Source organism: Haloquadratum walsbyi C23 (assembly GCF_000237865.1).
Taxonomy (GTDB): domain Archaea; phylum Halobacteriota; class Halobacteria; order Halobacteriales; family Haloferacaceae; genus Haloquadratum; species Haloquadratum walsbyi.
The window spans coordinates 2,634,885-2,657,371 of record NC_017459.1 but is presented as its reverse complement, the minus strand read 5'-3'; the positions used below and the strand labels follow the sequence as shown (position 1 = coordinate 2,657,371).

Sequence of the window (22,487 nt, the reverse complement as noted above, 5' to 3'; positions counted from 1 at the left end):
AATCATATTTAGCCAAAAGAGAGGGCGCTAAGCCCCCTTCCTCAAGCAGCAACCGAAGGGAGCGAGTACGGAGGGTATACAGCGCCCACACGAGGCACAACTATGCCGGTTCGTATGCTTAACATACGCCAATTTCTACAGTTAGATACACCATATGAACTACAGCCCACGCTTCCGGTTGTTCCCGACGACGGAGCAACGCGGAGTGATGGACTGGCAACGGAACACCGTGCGACAACTATACAACCACGCGCTCACCGAATTTGAACAAATACCCTAGGACACAGGTACGCTTCGCCAGCGCGTCTGGATGGTAATGATTCGAGACATGCTCCCTGCGCTCAAAGACTGGTGACCCGACCTCAAACAAGTCTACTCGACGGTCTTGCAGAAGGCGGTCGAGCGAATCCGAGACAACATTCAAAACCTCGGGAAACTCAAAGCCAAAGACTACGACGTTGTGTCGGTGAACTGAAAGCGTCCACAAGATTTCAGGAATCTCACGTATCGACAGTCGGGCTTCGAACTCGATAAAAAGAGTGACACAAACGTCGAGGCGTTCTCATCCTCAAGAAACTCAAAAGCAAAACCCGCCAAATCCCGATTCGCTTACATCGAGACCTTCCAGATCATGAGTCAATCAAAGAAGTCACACTCAAAAAGGACTCCACTGGCGCGTGATACGCCGGCTTCTGCATCGAGACGGAGACGCCGAATAAACCCGCCGTCGAAGATATCGACTCAGATGAGACAGTAGGACTTGACATCGGCGTCCTCAGCTTCATCCACGACTCGGATAGGCGTTCCGTCGGGAGAGTTGACTTGTCCGACGAGCGAGAACGACTCGACCGCGAGCAACGCTCGCTCTCGCGGAAGGAATATTACTCGAACAACTGGGAGAACCAACGACGATGTGTAGCGAATGTTCACGCGCAGATGTCGAACAAGAAACACGACTTCAAGTATCAAGTACAAACTCGCGCACTTCTACACCACGGAGTATGACGCCGTGTTCGTCGAAAACCTCATCATGAAAGGGATGCTCGAATCCTCGGAGAACGCGCGGAACAAGACCGAGGTTGGCTGGCGCGACTTCATCACGATTCTCGACCATCACGGTGAGAAGAACGGATGTCACGTCGTGCAGGTTGACCCGCGTGGGACGAGCAGGGAATGCGCGTTGTGTGGCGTTGAAACGCACAAGCCGCTGTGGGTGCGCGAGCATTCGTGTCCGACATGTGGGTTCGAAGTTGATAGAGATTGGAACGCGGCTCTCGACGTCCTCAACAGAGGACTCGCCAAACTAGGAGTGGTTCACTCCGAAGCAACGTCCTCAGAGCCGCACGGCGATTCTGATGTGCGAATGAGAGCTTCGTTCTCGTTAACGCCTGTGGAGGCTGCGACCACTGTGTCTACTGACGGTGGCGACTCATTGTCTATCGTCGTGGATGCAAGTCGCGTCGTAGAAGCAGGAAGCCCCGCCCTCACGGAAGCAACGCGAAGCGTTGCTGAGTAGGGCGGGGTAGTTCACGAGTATCTTAAGATTATTTATTCACTAATCAGGTAGATTCATCATATATTGACCTCACCCCGAGTCAAGCCTCGGGGTATTCGCCTTGTCTTCTGATAAATTATCTTAGAAGATGAAAAAGACCTACTCAACCGACTAAAAACCCATCGACACCATCGCGAGCACGGATAAGGAGTGTACTCGATTCAGTAAGAAGCACTGTCCGCTGTTGTTCAAGTAAGCGGGCGCTATCTGATGTTGTGGATCCAGCAGTCATTGACACTCGATACGCACCGGGACCACGTAGGAAGTCTGAGACACGCTTTGTTGAACCCTGGTCAAGTCGTGCACTCGCCGTAGCGACGACACGGCCATCTTGATGTGCACGGACAGTGACTTGACGTTGGGAGCGCTCATTGCGCATCCGTAGGTCAGCTGTTGCATCTGACCATCCATCGAGATCAATCCCCTCTGTAGAAATCATAAGCGGAACTGTTGTGGGTCGTGTCCCGTCGAATACAGATTCCCAACGATCGCTTTCTGATTTGATTGTAATTCGAATTTGTCGAAGTGGTGGGATTGTTGGGAACTGGAGCACTGTGCCTGGGGGAGGGTGGTAATCGTATTCAAGCACACGACGGTTGTCGGCATCAACCATCACAATGACTTGACGAGACGTTGATGTTACATTGGCAATTTTGAGTGAATATCCTGTTAATGCGCCTGCTTGTGGCCACTGCACATCTCCGAGTGGCGCTGTGCTCCCTCCACGTCCAATATACCCACAATCTGGTGTACAATAGACAGGTTGTCGAATTCGAATTGACGGTCCGACTGTCACTGTGAGATCGTCATGAACAGCATCAACATGAAGCAACCCACGTTTTTGTTGTCCATCAGCTGTCGAGACACGCACAGTGTATACTCCTGAGCGAGCAATACTGGTAGGAATTTGACGTTTACGCGCACGCCCACTTGGAGCGACTGTCACGCTTTCAGCAAGCACCTCCGTCTGTGCTATCGTTGATTCATCCATCGTATTCTTCGATGTGACAGTGCGCTTATTCGTGCGTGAATTTTGCTGAGTAATAACGACCGTCACGTAGCGGAGCGTTGACCCGGCGGCGCGAACAAAGATATTAACTGGTGAATCAACGTTTGCGGCTGGATCCTGAGCCCGATACACCTGTGTTGATTTAACTCCGTCAGTTGTTGCTGTCTCAGGCACCACAGCCGCCTCAGTTGATTCTTCGCTTGTTAACTCATCAGAGTTATTATCTGCTGTATTATCAAAGCTACCACATCCACTGAGAGCTGCTGTCCCGACAGTAGTGAGGGCTGCTATGACTGTCCGTCGTGTGGGCACATCATATATTTACATCGCATACTCATGAACAGTTCGTCACACACCCACATGAGAGTCGGGTTTGTGAATCGCCTTGGGTTATAGTGTTCCTGAAAAATTATTGAGGAATTCAATCCAAAATCTTGTCATAGAGTAGCTGCTGATACTGTTGTGTAAAACCGATGATTCAAAATGTTTCACGGAGTATCAAAGACCCGATACTTCCTGTTTCGACGACGTGCTTTCTATCCACGACATCAGAACACCCGATGATCTAAATCTCTCATTCATACCCTCAATGGACGGACAACGCGGGCGGATAGGGTATATTGGTGATCAACATTTGTAGGCAATGCTGATATATCGAATCATCTGATATGTATCATAATGAGTCACCATTGCCCGAACCCAGAAGTGTACAAACAGGGTCGTGGAAGGGATGCGTATAATCAACTAATACAAGAAATCTGTAATGAAAAACACACACAACATGAGCCACATAAGCCGACACGAGTGTGGATTGATGAAAATAACACACCCGATGGTGTTGTCAGTTCACTTAATATCATTCTCAACACTGGTGGGTGCACACTGCGCGGGTATGTTGCTGAATCCGTTGATGACGGGAGTGTTAATCATGATGTCATAATGAACCAGATTGACCTCTGTCTTGAGCATGAAACAGCAGCTATTGATGAGCCTGCTGACTTAGTGAAAATATACACATCGGGATCATTCCTTGATGAGCATGAGGTATCCATGAAGTTTCGAGTCGCAATCACTGAGACGTTTGCTGACCGGGATCGGATTGTCATTGAATCATCTCCTGACTTTGTGAATCGAGAAAAGCTCAGGACATTCACTGAACTTGGTCTCGCAACAGATGTTGCGATTAGGGTTGAGACAACGACTGACCGCATCAGGCATGACCGTATAAATGAGTAGTTTGATTTCACCGATTTTCAGGATGCCTGCGCTGAGGTGTGCCATGCTAATGATATGACTCCCTCGGATGTGGGTGTTGGCGTCAAGGGGTGTCCACTACTGAAACCACCGTTCCTCACGGAATCTGAGGCTGTTGATGACATGGTTGAATCGGTCCGACAATGTGCAAACATCAACGGTTGTCACACTGTGTCGATGAATTCAGCCGACGTCCAGCGATATACAGTGGTTGATACGTTATTTTCTGAAGATGGGTACCGACCACCGTGGCTATGATCTGTCAGTAAGGTACTTGAGTTAACGTCTGATGTTGATGCAATCGTCGTTTTTGATCCCGTTGGGAACGGGCACGATTTTGACGACGGTCCTCATAACTGTGGCGAGTGTGATGAGCGTGTCCAAACTGCGATTAAAGATTATAACCGCCGACAGGATCCAAGCGTATTCAAACAAGTCGAGTGTGATTGTCAAATTAAATGGTCATACGTATTAGAAGCAGAGTCAAGTTATGCCCAACCGCTAACGCGATAGCAATATGAATTCAAAATATCTTGAGCGCATCGATTGAATGCTCTAATCACCAAGGGTACGCTAATCAGTCGTTTATATCCCGGAATATTGATAAGATTCTCTCCAATCTAGCTCAGCCAAACGCCTGTAGGATCCCTTTTCCGTCGGTGCTCCGTCCTAACTCAGGAAGTGTGGCGCGTTCAGGATGTGGCATTAATACAGCGACGGTATCATAATTTCCAGTAATACCAGCAACATTACCGCGAGAGCCATTTGGATTTGCATCATCGGTGATATTACCACTCGAATCACAGTATCGAAAGAGGATTTGATTGTCATTTTTGAGCATTTCATATTCACTTTCTGTAATCTCAAATCGACCCTCGCCGTGTGCGATTGGGATTTCAATGACAGTGCCCGTTTCATATGCCTCTGTCCACGGAGTAGTAGCGTTTTCAACACGAAGATGCACTGTCTCACACTGGAACCGGGCACGGTCATTTGTGGTAAACGCCCCAGGGGTAAGCCCAGACTCACATCCAACTTGTGCGCCATTGCAGACACCAAGAACAGGAATCCCACGTTCGGCGGCTGCTTGGATATCGTTAACAATTGGGGAATGAGCTGCCATTGCGCCTGCACGAAGATAATCACCGTATGAAAACCCACCAGGAAGAATAATTCCATCAAGATTCTCAACAGAGTCATTCAGTCCGTCCTCGTGCCAAACACGCGTAGCATCAATACCAATATGCTGAAGAGCGTGGACCGCATCACGATCGCAGTTTGACCCACCAAACTGTACGACAACAACGGTCATTGCTGTGATCCCGATGGGACAGTGTGTTGCTCAACGGTGACTTCATAGTCGTGAATTGTTGGATTTGCCAGGAGACGTTCCGCCATCTCGTCTGCTCGTGTTGCGGCTTTCTCTGCGGAGTCAGCCTCAATATCAACCTCAAATCGATCTGCAGAGCGGAGTGCTTCAACCTCGAATCCAAGTCGCTCAAGAGCACGCCGTGTTGTTTCGGCTTCTGGATCAAGGACACCAGATTTGAGCCGTACCGTGACTGTTGCTGTGTACATCTTCATTGATAATCATTGGATGAGCATAGATAAAAATCGTTTTGAACTCGATGTATATACAGATCTATGTACATTCAGATGTGACAACGCAGGAGCGCTACGCCTCAGTTAATAATGAAATCCTCCACGGGTATTTCACTTTTGAGGTTTCATTAATCGACTCGAACTGCCAGACAGACACGTTTTTTCCCGGGGACGAATATACATATATTGATGGAACTGCGACCGCAGGCTCACATACAAATCTGTGTTGTTTCAATACGTAGAGGTGTAGACGGTGACAGGTGAATTGACAGAGATCACCGTTGTTGGTGATGATAAGACTGGAATTGTTGCAAATATTACGACATTACTCTTCGAGCGTGGGATTAATATCGTTGATATCGACCAGGCTATTCGCGAAGGGATGTTTCGTATGACACTTCGTGCGGATATAGATGAGATGGTTTGTACTGAATCAACGCTTCGGGAGACACTGACCGAACTCGGTGATGATCTTGAAGTTGATATCCAAATCCGATTTCCAACGGATCGTGAAACCAAGCGAATTGCTGTTTTTGTCACGAAGGAAAGTCATTGTCTCCAGGCACTATTAGAAGCCCATGCGACAGGTGAGCTTGACGCTGAGCTTTCAGTCGTTATTGGAAATCATGGTAATCTCGAACCGCTTGTGACGCAGTATGAAATCCCATTTGTCGATATCGGTGATGATAGTGGAATTCCAGATGAAGATCAGATGCTTTCTGTTCTCGATGAATATCAGATCGATCTTGCCGTTCTTGCGCGATATATGCGCATTCTTAGTCCAAAAATTGTGTTTCGGTATGAAGACCGAATCATCAATGTTCACCCATCACTTCTCCCATCATTTCCAGGGGCTGCTGCCTACCGACAGGCAAAAGAAGAGGGCGTCCGCATTGCTGGGGTGACTGCGCATTATGTCACAACTGATCTCGATCAGGGACCAATTATTACTCAACGAGCATTTGATGTGCCCGATGATGCCGATGTAGAGACAATCCGCAATCGGGGACAGCCGCTTGAGGCTGATGCATTATTAGAGGCTATTGAATTGCATCTGAATAATACTATCTCTGTTCACCGTGGTCGTACAGGACTTCACTCTGGCACTGATTCATCTGAATACCAACTTGGTCTACCGAAAGATATCGAGGCAATTCAACCGGATGATCCAATCGACACTCATGAGAGTGATACTGATACGACATCAGAACCGGCCTCAGATGTCGTCGATGACTGATAGCCCTGAAGAGCAAGGATTCTCGCGGTATTGTACCGCTGGATTAGGATGGGTATGGTTTATACACGCCTCGATGACGACTACTGGCTATGCCGACCAGCGGTTCAGAGGTACTTCTTATTATCTGCACCCTATTTCGATTCGGAATCAGATACCTTTCGGTTAAAACGAGTGAATCCCGATGTTATCCGATTGAGAGGACTTGGTAGACCGTCTCAATTATGATTAACCACGACTTCAAGTTATCTAAAACATCAGTTTGACATGTCGAATGTAATTCATGTGGAGGTTGTCAGATTCATCCCGGCGTCAACGCGTGATGCTTTTTTTCGTACTTCCGTAACCATATCTTAGCATTGAGATGACGTATCTCACTTCATCCGACTCGCTTACCGTCTGCGTGGTCTGTCAGTTGAACGCCTAAGTGTAAAGAGTACAGCAGATGTTCCACAAGTCACTCGATCCGTAGTGCGTCAATTAGATTGACGCTTGGTGTGAGTTATTATATCAAAATCACATTATATTTCATCTACACAGCGCTCTGAGTAGTTGCTATTAAAATTCCTGTACATTCTCGATAGCCATCTCTATTGACGGGGCATCAAACCATTGTGCATCTACGTATGCATTTGTCCCAGCCGCATACAGGTCTGAAATAGTATTGATGAACGGCTGTGGCAATGGCGTTGGTGAGCGGTCACAGTGCCCCCGCCAGTCAGCTACATCTTGTATCTTCGCTTGACGCTTCGCGTCGGTGACGGCGGAGACCCACTCGGGGTCGATTTGTTTGTATTGCTGTCGAATGACCTCTTTCGAGACCTCTTGATCATTATATCCGAATCGATTCTCATCAAATGTCCCAACAACATCCGCGAGAATAATTTCACCGTCGTGATATAAACATTCGATTTTTCCATCTTCATGAACAAATCCACGCTTCTCTGCTTCGCGTGTTATGATCCGATTCACACTCACTGCAAGCTCTTCTAATGTGTCTATACTCGCAGCCCCAGCAATCCGCTCGGCTTCCTCTCGGTCGAGATACCGGTCCTGTTCCTCATACTTTGTTGAGAATTCAATAACCGGCTTAGGAAGCTCAACAGGATTTGACGGCCATGCGTCAGCATCGATATCATACTCCTGTGGTGATTTTCGATCACGAAGACTTGATCCAATAGGTACGGAATTGCGAAAGACGACCTCAAGTGGGATTAAATAGTTTTGACCGCCAGCTTCGTGATATGATTCATAGTCGTATGCTCCATCGTCATATGGAAGCGCTGGAACCTGTGTCAGTTTGATTGCCATCTCTGTCGGTGCTGTTGAGCATGCATCGAGACTGCATGGGTCTGTAGTGATATGATCAGATTCATCCGATGATTGATTATCTATGGTGGTCGTTTCAGCTTTTGACGGTCGCACAACACCGATATAATGCGTTGAGATTCCATTTTCTTCGAGTAATTCGAAATTATATGCCCCCATTGTACACAGTGAGGTACCTTTATGCGGAATCTGATCCGGCATTGCTCCCCAATCAAATACAGAGTATTGATCGGTGAACACGAACCGTCCACGACCATAACCTGTTGTCGTCGGTTCTGTTTCAACAAGAAACTCCTTGACACTCGTCATACGCTCATGGGTGATAGCCGTGAGTAAGAAGCCTTCCAAATTGAATTTAGTCTCGTTGCATTATCTCAGAATTGGTGACATGTGACTCAAGACCTGACCTCGTGGGGAACGCCAGTGGTTTGTGATATGATGCACTCACTCTTGACATTCTAATCAATCGACGGCGATACAACACAGTCTGAGCGGTCATTACTAACTCTCTGAGCATGCCGGATGAAAATCTGAAAATAGTCTGAAAACATATAGCCCGAGTCAATACAGTCAGAACACCATTTATGAATTACTTACTACACAGGTTTGATTGCACAGGCAATGTCAGAAACCGCCGATATCGGCTCCTTTTTAGATACCGATACGCTGTATATTGCTATGGATGCGGATGAGGCGGTGTCTGATGAGATATCTGAATCAACATTAGATCTTGAGTTCTCGACTTCCCCAACGACCGATCAGTCATTCGAGAACGCTCTTGCCGCTGCCCGCGCTGGTGATCGGCTCAGCATCGATGATGGAATTGAACTAATAACGACAGGAACAGATTCTCCGGGAATTGATACAGCACGAAAAGAGAAAGTGCTTGAAATCGCCAATCGACGACGCGCTGAGCGTGTTGGTGATGCGGTCACGTTCGTTGCGAACCTCAATAACAATGTGACGACTGCATGTAATACCGGATGTTTATTCTGTAATTTCAAAGATAGTGCCCATCAATTCGAATTAAACTCAGATGTTAACCATGGTGGATTCACAAAAACACCAGCAGTCTCTCAAGCAACTGTTGCTGCAGCCGTTGATCGTGGGATATCGGAGGTGACATCTGTTTCTGGATTACATCCCGCATTTGCGCTCAATGCTGAACATCGAGAAATCCTTGCCGAGTATGATAACCCTGCGCGAACGGTGAATTACAAACCACCAGAGCAGTACACGACAGATCCAGGAACATATGTTGAGCAACTTCGTGCGATGTCTGTTGGTGATGTTCATCTTCATTCAATTACTCCTGAAGAGGCTCATCACGCTCGTCGTGGTACCGATTGGTCTTATGAGCAAATCTATACCGAACTTCGGAAAGCAGGGCTTGATTCTGCACCGGGAACCGCCGCAGAAATCCTTGTTGATGAAGTACGAGATGTGATTTGTCCGGGAAAGATGTCAAGTTCAGAGTGGGAAGCCGCGATAGAAGGTGCGATTAAGGCTGGGTTGGATGTTACAGCAACAATCATGTATGGGCATGTAGAAAACGCTGCTCATCAAATCACTCATCTAAAACGAGTTCGCGAACTTCAAGATCGCACCGGTGGAATTACTGAATTTGTCCCGTTATCGTTTGTCCACCAGAACACACCACTGTACAAGCGTGGTGTTGTCTCTGGCGGAGCAAGCGATGCTGAGGATGAGCTGATGATCGCTGTTTCGCGATTATTCCTCGACAATATTGATAACATTCAATCATCATGGGTAAAATTCGGCGATGAAAAGGCACTAAAACTGCTAAATTGTGGTGCAAATGATTTTATGGGTACGATTCTTTCTGAGGAGATCACAACACGTGCGGGCGGGACACACGGTGAATTCCGCTCTGTTGCTGATTATGTTGAATTAATCTCTGCGATTGGTCGAACGCCTGTTGAACGGTCAACAGATTATACCAGACGGCATGAGTTGAATCCGGATGCTGAGGTCTCTGGACCGATGCTTGGTCCACAAGCCGATGGCACGCCACTACTCGGTCCTGATGATAATGGATTGACCCCCTCAAGCATTGTCGCTGATGACTAGTCGGTGGCATGCTCTCTTCCCCGGCTTCTGAAACGAATAGTCTATACCCACCCATTAATATATTTATTCATGTCTGATCCTGTGAATCGAAAGCGCGTTTTGGAGACTCTGTTGTCAGAATGAGACTTATATCGGTGTTTGCTCCTGATTATGAAGATCTATTGATAAAATAAATACATTTACTTACGGTCATTAATCTGATTTATCCACGATGATGGTCACAACTCACGTGGCTGCAGGATTGCTACTTGCAGTCTCTGTTGCCACCTTTGCACCTGACTTTGCCATACCCGCTGCCATCGGTGCGATTATTGGTGGGATTCTGCCTGATATTGACTTTTTCATCGGAGCACACCGGCGGACATTACACTTTCCAGTGTATTACACGGTCGCAGGAGGGAGTGTTGGACTCATAACAATAATGACTCCAAGCTCACTCACTGTTGGTATTACCGTTGGATTACTGACGGCTGGAATACATTCACTCTCAGATTGGTTTGGTGCTGGTGAAGAACTCCGTCCATGGGAGCGTACATCTCAGCGTGCAGTGTATATCCACCCACGACAACAATGGCTTCGACCACAGTATGTTATCCGATATGATGGGGCACCTGAGGATCTTGCACTGACGTTTGCCCTTGCGGTGCCTGCAGCACTCACCTTCGATGGGTGGCTCCGTGCGATTGTAATTATTGGTATTGTGATTGCTGGTGGATATACGATAACACGAAAGTATATTCCACGATGGCTTGAGCTATAGACTATCTGGAGACATTATCGATGTACGCTGAGGATATTAGTTAATCTGCGGATTCACCGGCGCTAATCGAGTGATTGGTATTAAGCGGTCCATCTCGACAGGCAACACTACGATATCGTTGTCCATGAACTCCATCAGACTCAATTGCATCAGTGATATATTCTGTGAGCCACCCACCATCGGCGGGGTGTCCAGTGAATCCCTCTCGTCGAATCTGTTTTGGAAGATATCTATCATACACCGGGAGTCGCTCATGAAGTGGAACACCAGCACTGCTCGCAATGTCTGTGAGCTCGCTGAGTGCTGGCCAAGCGTAGTCTGGATTGATGTAGTCCTCTGTCACTGGTGAAACACCACCGAGGTCATCAACACCACAATCAAGTAATTCACGAGTTGGTGAGAGGTTTGGGGGGACTTGGACCGAGATAGACTTCGGAAGGCAGACACGAGCCATTGCAACCACCCGGCGCATCGTCGAAACCGACGGTTGTTCAAAATCCGACCGTTCGTTCGGGACAACATTTTGAATAATAACTTCTTGAATATGGTCATATCGCTCATGCAATTCACGAATGGCAAGCAGACTTTCAGCACGATCACGCCACTCTTCACCAATCCCAACGAGCAACCCTGTGGTGAATGGAATACCAGCCTTACCTGCAGCACGAATCGTATTTAATCGTTGTCCTGGAGTCTTGCGCCGCGTGCCTGCGTGTGCATCGACGTCTGCGGTGGTCTCTAACATAACACCCATACTTGCATTGACCGGTGCGAGTTGCTCAAACTCGGTCAGTGTAAGATCCCCTGGGTTTGAATGTGGGAGAAGTCCCTCTTCAAGTGCAATATGACAACACATATTGAGGTATTCGATTATGTCATCAAACCCCCAGACATCCAGTTGTGCATGAATCGCCTCATATCGGTCATCTGGGCGGTCACCAAAAGTAAAGAGTGCTTCAGTGCAACCAGCGTCTGCACCGACTTGAACACGATGGCGAACTTCTTGCGGTGACAGAAGCGTTGCCTCCCCAGGAATGTCATAGTATGTGCAATAACTGCAGGTGTATCGACATGCGGTTGTAAGTGGAATAAAAACATTACGTGAGAAAGTGAGCGCCGCTGCCGAGTTGACATCAGCTGGAGTCGCAGAGAGAAGCCGATTGATACTGGTAGATGGTATCGTAAAGTCAATATCATACTCGGCTGCCGCAGGGAACATCGTAGCAATTGTTGCAGGTCGGTCATAAAAAGAGTTTGACTCTCGGACAGTCGTGCCGTGAATGTAAAGGATATTACATTAAATTATATCAAAATCACACTTTCGAGAATAACTGAAAGTTGAATATACAATCATCAATTCGTCCTCAGGAATCGGTCTCCTTCCATCAGTCACCGCGTGAATTAGAGTTTGTCCGCTTGAACGGAGGTGATGTTTCGTCTGGATTTACCAACTCATCTAGCCAGTATCCGATGTGGTACCCGATGTGGTCACTGTTTGTCGAAGAATCGATTGTAATCGTTGCATTTGTATAATATTCAACCGCTGGGTCAGCATCCGTGGAACTACCATACACTCTCTTTTTTGAGACGGTCTCTCCAGAGAATTCATCGCTACAACCACGATATCTGCATCATGAGGACTGTCAAGCTCTTTGATACTCAGATTTGCTGGCACCTTTCCACGGGCATTGCTGAAATGGTCCACTGTCGGTTTGACCTGTTCATCGATCTCTGTCGAATCGATTGTGTCGAAATTCGATGTATTAATGTGAACTTTTAAACTATCATTTTCCCATAGGATTGCTCTCATGCTTGCATTCGGTTGTGCAGTAAGATTTGCAATCCCTGTTACATTCATTATCGCTAAGGGCGTCTCACCATGCTCCAATCCAAAAATATGTCCGAATTCATGTTTTAGTGTTGCTCGTGTGGAAGCATTGGTATACCCGGTTTCAATCTGCAGTCGTTCTGTATAAACAGTGTCTGTTTGTTCAATCAGCGGTGCACAACCGATATGATCCTCATTAACCTCCACTCCACAACGTCCAATGTTGCTGATAAATGAAACAGTAAGATCTGGCGACGAAGCATCAGGTTTCAGTTTGATGGTGGTCCACCAATCTGTGTGTTGTTTCCTAGTCTGTGTCCAATAACTTATGGCCTCTCGAACGAGTGTATTGTATGAGCGGTTTGTCGGGTTATCGATACCAATGATAATCGGCTTTTCTCCAAATGGGTTATCTGGGACGGGTGTTGGTGTTGGTGTGGGTGTTGTGACTAGAGTGGTTGTCGGCGGTTGTGAAGAAGTTGGGGCAGGGGTGGTTGGTGGAGTCGATGTCGATATGGACTTTTGCCCTCCACACCCTGCTAGTAAGATTAGCACAACGAAGATGACTGCCAATCTTATAGTATATTGTTTCTGTCGAAATTATAATACGCTTCCATGGATATATCAGTGGTTTGGACTATCACTCACATTGTATTGATTCGCCATTGTGAACCGCTCCGAGGTCAAGCCCTGGATCAATCGTCTTGGTGGCCTGTACACAAGCAGCGCTGCGACGTATCCTGTTTGGATCGACTTCGATTATGCGCACCATGACTGCGGCTATAGTTTATTCTATATTAAGTGGTTTTCGGCGTTGAATGCCACATTGCGAAGATTCAAAGAGAAAGCCCTCTGCGTTAGCATTGGGATGGATCGGATAATAAAGACGCACCCACGCGTTCTATGATATCAGACAGCATACTGAGGCACGCAAAGCAGAGGAAAGTTAGAGTTGAGCTGGTTGGGGTCTCGTAGATAAAAAGTAACTCTACGTCGAGTGTTCTATACACCTACTGTGGTTGAGTTGAGTCGATGACACGGTCTATGAGATACAAGCGGATACCCCACCCCAAACACACCACCCCTCTCTTCAGAAACCCGACGCAGTACTCACAAACCACAATTGAGAGTCCGATGGTCTCGGTCAGGGTGTCTCTGAATACACACGAACGGAGTGCTGTCCTGCAAAAGAATCCTCACGCTTCAGCGCAGAGAGGGTGTCAAGTATATATTACTTCGGCATTACTGTCGTCACTATTTTATTATTATCCTGTAATACTACTAATAAATGAGTAGTGATGCTCAAACACGCAATGAGCAGGGTTCGAGTAATCCACAACTTCCACCGTATCCAGACGCGCTTGGTCATCCGCTCACTCACTCAATTCGAACAATGCACAAACCATTGATGTTCCGTGATAATCTGTGCAAACATCACGACGTGTCTCGGAGCTACTTTTTCGGAGCTGGTGATATCTATAATCTGAGCCATCCAAAACTCTTCAAGCACGTATTGATTGATAATAGAGAGTCCTTCGGAAAGTCTGACGATTTTCGTATCGCGTTTGGCGAGGGACTCGTAGCTTCCGAAGGAGGTCAATGGCAGCAACAACGACAGATTCTACAGCCGCTCTTTACACAGAATAAAATCGATTCATACATTTCCGGAATGACGGAGCAGATTCACCGTCGAGCAGATAGCTGGGAGTCAGGAATGACAATCGATCTGCAGCGTGAGATGCGACGTCTGACGCTTGATACACTCTTTGCGACGTTATTTGGTCGGAAACTTGCTCTCGAAGGCGATTCCGATATTCATAACGCTGCAGTACAACTGCACGACTGGTTTACCCCAACTTCGTACCCGCTTCCAGAGTGGGTTCCGACACCAGCGCGCCGTCGATTCAAACGCGGACGATCGAAACTGCGGACAATCGCCGGTGAGTTACTGTCGAAAAAAGCTAGTGCCATGACAGATAATTCCAGTAATCCTGATGATCTCCTTTCAACATTAGTGAATCTCAGAGAGCAAACTGATGATAATGCCATGCTCACAGATAAACAACTCCGTGACCAAATTGTCACGCTTATTTTTGCCGGTCATGATACAACAGCCTCGACGCTGGCTTTAGCATTATATGAGCTTTCTCGGGATGAAGATCTACAGTCCTGTTTCCACGACGAGATTGATAATATTGAAACGCCAATCGATAGGGTAACGCTCAATTCGCTTCCGGTAACCGATCAGATTGTTACTGAGACTCTGCGTATGTATCCAGCGGTGTACGTTATCCCCAGAATAGCAGAGCGTGAAATGACTATGATGGATTACCGAATCCCGAATCAATCACAGGTTTGGCTTGGTGTTCGTCAAGTGCAAACTGATGAGCGATTCTATGAGTCTCCGGATACATTTGATCCCTCACGATGGGAAGAAGGAATTAAGCAATCAATTCCGGACTTCGCATTCGCTCCTTTTGGGGGTGGACCACGGTTCTGTATCGGTCGACAATTCGCGTTGACTGAGGCTAAACTTGCACTAGCGATTATTGGACGCAAATACACATTACATCGGATTGATCACAGTGATTACCCACCAGAATCACAAAATCACTCAAATACTCCCGATCCACCACTTACAGCCGATATGACACTTCGGCTGACACCGGGGACTGAGTTTTATTTATCTGAACGGTGACCATCTGGCAATAATAGCAGATAATAAATTTATCTATGAATTCGACAAACAAGTATCACTCAGACGTTATTTGGCTGAGTAAAATCGTTGAATGGGGAAATCAATACACAACTTCGACACTCCTCTCAGCCGTTCTGACGGTTGGGTGGATTCCAATAGTGACCACAATCATTGCAGTGGATGTCGGGGAGGCAGATCGAATGTTCCTCATCGGTCAGTCGCTAGCCTGCTTGATGGTGATCATTGGTCCATTTGATGTTTGGTACTTTGATCAAAAGTTACTTCCGAGATTTTTTCAACATGCAGATCGGCGCTTAACTCCGACTGATGACCCGACGTTGGCTAAACTTTCACGAAAATATGATCGATACTATGCCCGCTATTGGTGGGTAAATGTAGCTATCTGGGTCATCCTTGTATTAGGCGTTTTTATCGTCAGTCAGTCCTATTTTCAGACTCAGGGCATAACTACCATTGTCGAACAGGGGGCATATTTAGTATTCTTTATCTATTGGTTGGTGATTGCTGGTTTGCGAACGCATGCTGCATTAATCACTGTCTTGGCTATCAAGTCATTTGCAGAGGAGGCAGAATTAGATATTGAACCGCTACATCCAGATGGATTAGGCGGATTAAGTACTGTTGGGGAATTAGCAATCCAAGTGACGGTCATTATGTCTCTGGGATCATTTGCCCTTCCGCTATCCTTTGAGTTAGCCTCAGAGGTTGCATTTGGATACTTTGTCTATATTGGTGTCTTTCTTTTTATACTCAATCTAATAGTCCTTTTTGCGTATCCAACTTACAAGATGAATCGACGGGCACAACAGGTCCGTGAGCAAGCCTTAAGAAAACATAAAGAACGAATCCGCGACTTGGAGCAAAAGTTAGCAATCCCAGAGAATCAAGATGATGTAGACGCAGAGAATCACCAATTGTTGCAAATGGAAATCCAGCGAGCAAGACAAGAATTTAGGGATAATCAAAATGTGCAATTATATCCCCTTTCGATGAGCATCATTGCCAGATTGGTTAGCTCTATTATCCTCCCAGTGTTATTCATATTCTTTGATATATTTATCTCAGATTTAATTTCGGTGTAATGATGAAAATCGCTCTGGTGTAACACACGAGCTGCTCATTAGCTTAAAAATAGACTCTTAGATATCATCGATGACAAGCGAATGTAGCGACCTTTGGATAATTGTCCACAGAACACGCGTCAAATGCGGGGGATGGGATTTGAACCCATGAACCCCTACGGGAGCGGATCTTAAGTCCGCCGCTTTTGTCCTAGCTCAGCCACCCCCGCGCCGGTACCCACAATTCATCTCTATCGTATTTGATAGATCTAATATTAAATTGCTCAACCGGTATTATGAATTTTATTGTCTGGCAGATATTGGTTTCGCTTCAGTGCTAAGAATTATATCTCATTGACATTGCTGATTATCATAATCTCAGTCTTTGACATCCTCCGGCGCCTGAAAACCGGGATTCTGCTTATATTCTATAATTATGCAAAGTATCGATTTATATGATGATTCAACCCAATGAGTTCAACATGAGTTCACGTGCGAGTCTTACTACCAATCGACACTCAGTGTGCCATCACCGTGTGGATCTGGCGCCACCTCTTCATCAGTGCGGCGATCAACGATATGAATAACTCCAGCATCCTTTTTAGCCGGACACACCTCAGCAGCACGAATATTTTCATCTAGTTCATCTTCACCAATGAAGAATGACTTTGGGTTGGCCAGCCCAGATGCAATATCCATTTCCCAATTGTCTGCAACTTCCGCACATCGACCTGCACCAAAACATTTGTTCGCTTCAAATATTATTTTGTATGGCTTTTCCGCAACTGGTGGCGCATCTGCTGATGACCCGACATCGCTCGCGCTCAGAGAGTCATCTGTGTCATCGTCATTGTCATTGTCATTTGTGCTCGTGTTAGTATCACTCATATGAATAAATATGTCAACGGTGCTCTTTGGGATGTCGGTTCTGTGCGTCTAGATAACAGCAGGAGCTACGCACAAATGATAATTGGACTATCGCTCAATATTGAGAGCCTCGATTTCAATATCTTGCATCGGTTTATCATCGCGATCAGTTGGGACAGACGCAATATCTTCAATTGTATCCATTCCCTCAACGACATGTCCGAAGACTGCATGTTTACCGTTAAGATGCGGTTGTGAGTCAAGTGTAATAAAAAACTGCGAGCCATTGGTATTTGGTCCACGGTTTGCCATCGAAAGAATTCCAGCGCCATCGTGGTTTAGATCCTCATGAAATTCATCATCGAATGTATAGCCTGGACCACCACGACCTGTTCCCTCTGGATCACCGCCTTGAATCATAAACTCTGGAATGATGCGATGGAAAATTGTCCCCTCATACAGTGAGTCTGTTCGCGTCTCACCGGTATCTGGGTCACTCCACTCTTTCTCACCCGTTGCAAGTCCAAGGAAGTTCTCAACTGTCTGTGGAGCACGCTGCTCAAACAGTTCAAGAGTAATATCACCGCGTGTCGTTTCAAGAGTAATAAGCGGATTTTGCTCATTAGCGACGTCAGGGTCAATAGCCATATGTAAAAATTGAGCGTCTGATACTAAATGGTGTCTTTCATGATGCGATATTAAACGTTCTCACAGCGTCATCTCCCGAGTAAATATTATATCTACTATATGATATGATAATTATAACTATATTTATTTTCTCCGTAGTTCAAGATGCTAAAGTCAACTTATGGTTGGGAGTAGCATTACAACCGAATCATTATTTTTGGATATACTACGAGTTTTAGAATGCTTGGAGATCTTCAAGGACAGCTGCTGCCGAACCAGATTCGATACTCTCATGAGCCATTTTGAGTCCTGTTTCAATTGTCTCTGTATCATCTCGAGCGTAAATCCGGAAGGCAGCATTGAGCGCGACCGCGTCAACGAAGTAATCTGTTCGATTACCAGAAATGATCTCACGAGTTAATTTTGCAGAGTCACCGGCAACATCGTCAGGATTGACCTCAAGATCCTCATACTCAAAGTCCATTCCGTACTCGGGCGTCTCGATTTCATAATCAATAAATTCACCATCAGTCCATTCACCGACTTTTGTGTATCCAGGGCGGATATCATCATATCCTTCCATTCCTTGGAACATGAGGACCCGATGTGGGTGCTGTGTTTCCATCCTCTTGAATGTATCAACCATCTTCTTTGCGAATGCAAGGTGATAGAACGATCCTAAATGGACATCAGCCTTCGCAGGATTCATGATTGTCTCAATTGTATTAAAGAACGTCCGAACGCCCATTTTATCACGACGGTCGTTGATTGCATTAATATGCGGTGCGAATGCAGGCTGATAATAAAACCCAAATCCAGTCTCATCTACCATTGCTGCGCTTTCGACTGGCTCAATTTCAGTCTGTATGCCGAGTTCATCAAGTACGTGTTTGTATGCGTCCTGCTTCTGTGTTGGTACACGATCACCTGAATGAACAACAACAGGTGTCCCGGCGCCAGCAGCAACAATTCCAGCAGCTGCACCAAGGATTGCGGTATCACCTTTTCCGTCATAGTTCGCACCACAATCAACTGGGTCGGCATCCGGAACTGCAGTGATGACATCCTCGGCAACAACATCAGCGTACGCAGAAAGCTCCTGAGCAACATTGTGTTTCCAGCGATTTGCAAGCCAAAAAGCCCCAAGCGTTGTTTGATCAGGCTCATTGGCAAGAATACGTCGAATTGCGTCTGTAGCCTGCTCACGAGACATGTCCTCTGCAGACTTGACTCCTGATCCAACGACTTCTGTCATGAGACGCTTGAGTGGCCACTCACCAAATTCAGACTCGACGGCTTCGGACGCTTTCGCCATATAGATTCAATGTGCGTGGACAACAAAAGTGACCCGTTCAGATTTTATTATATGAGATCCCAACAGTATGAGAAGCTGTTACCACAGCTTATTCATAAAGCAGTCATATAACTGTGTGTTTGACATCCCCCTGCGCCTGAAAACGCGGGACTCCCACGGTACCGCACCGCTGAGTTAGGAACTTCAGGTGCAGGTTCATAAACTGCCAAGCCAACACACCGTGTGAATCGATGTGCAGTCAGGCAAGGGACAGCCTCTTGAGAGTGCCACATCTTACCCCAGGTACTCCTATCCTCAGCCGATAACGCGTTCCTGTGTTAGTTTCCCCACAGGAGCGGTGGTCAGTGGTCGGCACTCGGATTCACCAGATTCAGAGTTACTTATCTTGATGATTGCTCGTCGCCTGTTATTTGATTCTCTAAAGGACATGTCCTGTTTTCAGTCTCGGTGGACACTCACACTCGAACCACCAATTTTCGGGTATGCGGCTACACTGGGGTTGTAACCAGCGTGCCGACATATCAATACACAATATTGTAGAACAAGAAAGGTCAAAAATTCCCCCGTCCCCGTCTCCGTCTCCGTCTGACGGCGCGTATCCACGCCGTAAACGACGTGGGATTGCGCCTGTTCAACCTATACCAGCCGGTGGCAATTGGAATTTCCTGATTCAATATTAAATACGCGGATCCTCAGTTTATACTATCTCATGATGATACAGAAAAATCAGACACGCAGATCAGTCAGTTCTACTGAATCATTTCGCGAACGCAATCAGACTCCGAGGTACTCCATTTGTTCTCCTTGCAGGCTCACTTCGAAATATGTAGGTTATCCGGGTGTGTATAGATCATAATGAGTGAGACCGGCTTAGAAACGACATGGGGGCGCGATCTTAATATTGAACTTGACACAATTGACGCTGTGCTCATTGATGAATATCAAAGTGGGTTTCCAATCATGGAACGACCGTTTCGAGCTGTCGGTCAAGAACTCGATATTTCCGAAACAAATGCACTTACTCGGGTTCGTCAACTTCGTGAAACAGGTATCTTTCGACGATTCGGCGCTGTTTTGAACCCGCCTGTCATTGGGAGTTCAACGTTGGCAGCCGTTTCAGCGCCAGAAGATCGCTTTGATGATATTGCTACTATCATCAACGAATATCGACAGGTGAATCACAATTATCGCCGCGATCACGACTGGAATATGTGGTTCGTCGTCACTGCAAGCGCTCGTGAGAAACGCGATGATATACTTGACTCAATCGAGACAAAAACGGGGTGTGACGTTCTGAAGGTACCAATGTTGACTGATTACTATATCGATCTTGAATTCCCCGTCGTTAATACGGATACATTTGCGCGAGAAAGTGTCTCAGAAACAGATGTATCGGCGACACGAATTTCTGAAGAGGCAACCGGCGGGCTCTCAAGACTTGAGGCTGAGTTACTTGTTGAGATTCAGGATGGATTCCCACTTTCTGTAACTCCATATCATGATATTGCAACTGCGGTCGAATCGGACGTCGATGCGGCAGCCGTTGTTGACGCTGTTGATCGACTCCGTTCCGATGGGTGTATCAAACGTGTAGGATGCGTTGTGAATCATATTGTAACTGGGTTTGATGCGAACTGTATGGTTGTCTGGAATGTGCCAGATAATAAACTTGACACGTATGGAGAGACGGTTGGTGAATTCCCATATGTAACACTCTGTTATCATCGACCACGACGTCCAGAGCAAGGATGGTCGTATAATCTCTTTACGATGATTCATGGGCGCGAAAGTAGCGCTGTTGACTCAAAAATTGATAATTTAGCAGCTGAGCATCTTCCCTTTGAACATGAACGTCTCTATTCGACAGAAACACTGAAGCAGACCGGTGCTCGATATGATGAACTTGTAGGTACTGCTGAAAGGTGACTGCAGACGATAATACAGTTCTCTCAGTATCAAATTAGGTAATAAAGTCGCTTACCTGAGCGGGCTGTGAACTACCCCGCCCTGCTCGGCCTGATGGCCTCGCTGAGGGCGGGGCTTCCTGCTTCTACGACGTACTTTGCAGATATAGGTGTATCCACAGGAAGTGCAGTCTCCACAGGCGTTGACGAATCGCGGGGCGATTCGTTCGCACACCAGAACTCGGAGATTTCTGGGGACGTTTCTTCGGAGTGTCCCACTCCTAGTTGCTCGACGGGGTGATTCCGTGGGACAACGCACGCTTCTTGTCGCGTTCAAACGCGATCCCTGTCCGTCAGCCTCGCACGGAGCAACTCGTTCCGAATGGAACGACGAGCGAATCGAAGCCGACAGGTCGGAATGCCCATCTTACTCTTTTGTCCGGCGTCCGACAATATAAGTGGTTACATAGGTCTGTGAGTCTGCCGACGCACAGTGTACAGCCAGATGATGACGGCGCTGTATCCCCTCCCCTCCCTACTGTGCTCCGTGTCCGTTCGCGCGGACTGCGGTGCTCCTTGAGGGAGGGGGCTTAGCGCCTGTACTCAGCTAAATGAAAAACAGCGCGTGTTCCGTCTCTTCGATATACCGTTTAATCACTTCCTCCGACACCACACCTGTCGTTCCCACGGAGTGGCTAACCATCCAGAATCCGCCACCCTAAAAATACGCCTCCTGAACCTCGGGATACCGCTCCAGCAACTGCTTACCCGAGCACGAGTTGAACTGCCGAGTAATATCTGCTGGACTGTGTTTTGGGTCGCACCGGACGAACAGGTGTACGTGGTTGTCTTCGTCTGTAATCTCCCACGCTAGAATCTTGTCCCCGAAGTGGTCGGCAGTCTCACCAAACGACTCCCTCACATTCACATCTCCTTCCAGTACGCCCAGAGCCGGGTGTCGATGCTTAGGACACCAGACGAAACTCGATGGTAACGAATCGAATTACCGGACTCACAAAACCTAGCCACAGGTTCGGTCGGTGTGTCTGTCTGTGTTGGAGCGCGTAAGCCACCCCCCCATCCCGGTTGCTTGCCGAGCAGGGAGTGCTAGCGCACGGCTGAGGAACCAATAAAAGCCTCGGGACTTATAATGATTCAACAAACTTCTGGGTGAACTGATTCACTTATTCGATGCGAGAGAACTATTCTGACTGATGCACGTTTAGTTAAGCACCTGGTTCTTCTGTGAACTACTATACGCGGAGACGATTCACTGATATCTGTTCGGTTGTTTCTGTGCTGTGGGATCCATCTCGAATCAACTGTGAAAGT

Annotated in this window: 16 protein-coding genes, 1 tRNA gene and 4 pseudogenes; 9 read left to right on the top strand and 12 right to left on the bottom strand. The window is 47.0% G+C overall.

What is annotated here, in order from left to right; translation table 11 throughout:
• The first annotated feature begins 102 nt into the window (after positions 1 to 102).
• On the top strand, positions 103 to 267 hold the full coding sequence (locus HQRW_RS16575) for a hypothetical protein (RefSeq protein ID WP_231852339.1): 165 nt from the start codon (positions 103 to 105) through the stop codon (positions 265 to 267).
• Positions 209 to 1,516, top strand: a pseudogene (locus HQRW_RS11950) (RNA-guided endonuclease InsQ/TnpB family protein). Before HQRW_RS16575 ends, HQRW_RS11950 begins: the two are co-directional and overlap by 59 nt.
• Before the next feature lie 142 nt (positions 1,517 to 1,658).
• Here HQRW_RS11950 and HQRW_RS11945 read toward each other — a convergent pair.
• Positions 1,659 to 2,876, bottom strand: coding sequence for a hypothetical protein (locus HQRW_RS11945; protein ID WP_014556790.1), 1,218 nt, complete (start codon positions 2,874 to 2,876; stop codon positions 1,659 to 1,661).
• 366 nt (positions 2,877 to 3,242) lie between these two features.
• On the opposite strand from HQRW_RS11945, the pseudogene HQRW_RS11940 reads away from it, so the two are divergent.
• Positions 3,243 to 4,331, top strand: a pseudogene (locus HQRW_RS11940) (archaeosine biosynthesis radical SAM protein RaSEA).
• A 112-nt stretch (positions 4,332 to 4,443) separates the two neighbouring features.
• Here HQRW_RS11940 and purQ read toward each other — a convergent pair.
• Both purQ and purS read right to left on the bottom strand, forming a co-directional pair.
• Positions 4,444 to 5,130: a phosphoribosylformylglycinamidine synthase I gene (gene purQ, locus HQRW_RS11935; RefSeq protein ID WP_014556788.1), complete on the bottom strand. Its 687-nt coding sequence runs from the start codon at positions 5,128 to 5,130 to the stop codon at positions 4,444 to 4,446.
• Positions 5,127 to 5,402 carry a phosphoribosylformylglycinamidine synthase subunit PurS gene (purS, locus tag HQRW_RS11930; RefSeq protein ID WP_014556787.1) on the bottom strand — a complete coding sequence of 92 codons (276 nt, stop codon included), beginning with the start codon at positions 5,400 to 5,402 and terminating at the stop codon, positions 5,127 to 5,129. Before purS ends, purQ begins: the two co-directional genes overlap by 4 nt.
• Positions 5,403 to 5,673: 271 nt before the next feature.
• On the opposite strand from purS, the gene HQRW_RS11920 reads away from it, so the two are divergent.
• A complete protein-coding gene (locus tag HQRW_RS11920; RefSeq protein ID WP_014556786.1) occupies positions 5,674 to 6,657 on the top strand; it encodes a formyltetrahydrofolate deformylase in 984 nt (327 codons plus the stop codon).
• Between the two features lie 555 nt (positions 6,658 to 7,212).
• Here the strand turns inward: HQRW_RS11920 and HQRW_RS11915 are convergent.
• Positions 7,213 to 8,292, bottom strand: coding sequence for a phosphoribosylaminoimidazolesuccinocarboxamide synthase (locus HQRW_RS11915; protein ID WP_014556785.1), 1,080 nt, complete (start codon positions 8,290 to 8,292; stop codon positions 7,213 to 7,215).
• A 369-nt stretch (positions 8,293 to 8,661) separates the two neighbouring features.
• On the opposite strand from HQRW_RS11915, the gene cofH reads away from it, so the two are divergent.
• A complete protein-coding gene (cofH, locus tag HQRW_RS11910) occupies positions 8,662 to 10,074 on the top strand; it encodes a 7,8-didemethyl-8-hydroxy-5-deazariboflavin synthase subunit CofH (RefSeq protein WP_014556784.1) in 1,413 nt (470 codons plus the stop codon).
• A 211-nt stretch (positions 10,075 to 10,285) separates the two neighbouring features.
• Entirely contained in the window at positions 10,286 to 10,834 is a 549-nt protein-coding gene (locus tag HQRW_RS11905; RefSeq protein WP_011572333.1) for a membrane protein, read from the top strand.
• 40 nt (positions 10,835 to 10,874) lie between these two features.
• Here HQRW_RS11905 and cofG read toward each other — a convergent pair whose 3' ends face one another.
• Together cofG and HQRW_RS11895 are read right to left on the bottom strand one after the other, a co-directional pair.
• Complete coding sequence (gene cofG, locus HQRW_RS11900) at positions 10,875 to 12,053, bottom strand: 7,8-didemethyl-8-hydroxy-5-deazariboflavin synthase subunit CofG (RefSeq protein ID WP_014556783.1); 1,179 nt, start codon at positions 12,051 to 12,053, stop codon at positions 10,875 to 10,877.
• A gap of 237 nt (positions 12,054 to 12,290) precedes the next feature.
• Positions 12,291 to 13,217, bottom strand: coding sequence for a zinc metalloprotease (locus HQRW_RS11895; RefSeq protein WP_149031559.1), 927 nt, complete (start codon positions 13,215 to 13,217; stop codon positions 12,291 to 12,293).
• Between the two features lie 733 nt (positions 13,218 to 13,950).
• On the opposite strand from HQRW_RS11895, the gene HQRW_RS11890 reads away from it, so the two are divergent.
• On the top strand, positions 13,951 to 15,360 hold the full coding sequence (locus tag HQRW_RS11890; RefSeq protein WP_014556782.1) for a cytochrome P450: 1,410 nt from the start codon (positions 13,951 to 13,953) through the stop codon (positions 15,358 to 15,360).
• Between the two features lie 35 nt (positions 15,361 to 15,395).
• Positions 15,396 to 16,463 (top strand): bZIP transcription factor, encoded by a 1,068-nt coding sequence (locus tag HQRW_RS11885; RefSeq protein WP_014556781.1) that lies wholly within the window; start codon positions 15,396 to 15,398, stop codon positions 16,461 to 16,463.
• Between the two features lie 124 nt (positions 16,464 to 16,587).
• Here HQRW_RS11885 and HQRW_RS11880 read toward each other — a convergent pair.
• The 4 genes from HQRW_RS11880 to HQRW_RS11865 form a co-directional block, all read right to left on the bottom strand.
• Positions 16,588 to 16,672: transfer RNA gene (locus HQRW_RS11880), tRNA-Leu, on the bottom strand.
• 274 nt (positions 16,673 to 16,946) lie between these two features.
• Complete coding sequence (locus HQRW_RS11875) at positions 16,947 to 17,330, bottom strand: ferredoxin (protein ID WP_011572331.1); 384 nt, start codon at positions 17,328 to 17,330, stop codon at positions 16,947 to 16,949.
• A gap of 87 nt (positions 17,331 to 17,417) precedes the next feature.
• A complete protein-coding gene (locus tag HQRW_RS11870) occupies positions 17,418 to 17,957 on the bottom strand; it encodes a peptidylprolyl isomerase (RefSeq protein ID WP_014556780.1) in 540 nt (179 codons plus the stop codon).
• A 214-nt stretch (positions 17,958 to 18,171) separates the two neighbouring features.
• Positions 18,172 to 19,251 (bottom strand): anthranilate phosphoribosyltransferase, encoded by a 1,080-nt coding sequence (locus tag HQRW_RS11865; protein ID WP_014556779.1) that lies wholly within the window; start codon positions 19,249 to 19,251, stop codon positions 18,172 to 18,174.
• Between the two features lie 855 nt (positions 19,252 to 20,106).
• Between HQRW_RS11865 and ahbB the strand changes: the two genes are divergently transcribed.
• Positions 20,107 to 21,177 carry a siroheme decarboxylase subunit beta gene (gene ahbB / locus HQRW_RS11860; protein WP_014556778.1) on the top strand — a complete coding sequence of 357 codons (1,071 nt, stop codon included), beginning with the start codon at positions 20,107 to 20,109 and terminating at the stop codon, positions 21,175 to 21,177.
• A gap of 71 nt (positions 21,178 to 21,248) precedes the next feature.
• Here the strand turns inward: ahbB and HQRW_RS17015 are convergent.
• Both HQRW_RS17015 and tnpA read right to left on the bottom strand, forming a co-directional pair.
• Positions 21,249 to 21,449: pseudogene (locus tag HQRW_RS17015) on the bottom strand (hypothetical protein); the annotation flags it as partial.
• 313 nt (positions 21,450 to 21,762) lie between these two features.
• Positions 21,763 to 22,137: pseudogene (tnpA, locus tag HQRW_RS15315) on the bottom strand (IS200/IS605 family transposase); the annotation flags it as partial.
• Between the last annotated feature and the right edge of the window lie 350 nt (positions 22,138 to 22,487).

Excerpts from the sequence above, each read along its gene's own strand:
- cofH (WP_014556784.1), top strand. The coding sequence starts at position 8,662 with ATGGATGCGGATGAGGCGGTGTCTGATGAGATATCTGAATCAACATTA.
- purQ (WP_014556788.1), bottom strand. The coding sequence starts at position 5,130 with ATGACCGTTGTTGTCGTACAGTTTGGTGGGTCAAACTGCGATCGTGAT.
- HQRW_RS16575 (WP_231852339.1), top strand. The coding sequence starts at position 103 with ATGCCGGTTCGTATGCTTAACATACGCCAATTTCTACAGTTAGATACA.
- HQRW_RS11890 (WP_014556782.1), top strand. The coding sequence starts at position 13,951 with ATGAGTAGTGATGCTCAAACACGCAATGAGCAGGGTTCGAGTAATCCA.
- HQRW_RS11905 (WP_011572333.1), top strand. The coding sequence starts at position 10,286 with ATGATGGTCACAACTCACGTGGCTGCAGGATTGCTACTTGCAGTCTCT.
- ahbB (WP_014556778.1), top strand. The coding sequence starts at position 20,107 with ATGAGTGAGACCGGCTTAGAAACGACATGGGGGCGCGATCTTAATATT.
- HQRW_RS11865 (WP_014556779.1), bottom strand. The coding sequence starts at position 19,251 with ATGGCGAAAGCGTCCGAAGCCGTCGAGTCTGAATTTGGTGAGTGGCCA.
- HQRW_RS11885 (WP_014556781.1), top strand. The coding sequence starts at position 15,396 with ATGAATTCGACAAACAAGTATCACTCAGACGTTATTTGGCTGAGTAAA.
- HQRW_RS11870 (WP_014556780.1), bottom strand. The coding sequence starts at position 17,957 with ATGGCTATTGACCCTGACGTCGCTAATGAGCAAAATCCGCTTATTACT.
- cofG (WP_014556783.1), bottom strand. The coding sequence starts at position 12,053 with ATGTTCCCTGCGGCAGCCGAGTATGATATTGACTTTACGATACCATCT.
- HQRW_RS11915 (WP_014556785.1), bottom strand. The coding sequence starts at position 8,292 with ATGACGAGTGTCAAGGAGTTTCTTGTTGAAACAGAACCGACGACAACA.
- purS (WP_014556787.1), bottom strand. The coding sequence starts at position 5,402 with ATGAAGATGTACACAGCAACAGTCACGGTACGGCTCAAATCTGGTGTC.
- HQRW_RS11875 (WP_011572331.1), bottom strand. The coding sequence starts at position 17,330 with ATGAGTGATACTAACACGAGCACAAATGACAATGACAATGACGATGAC.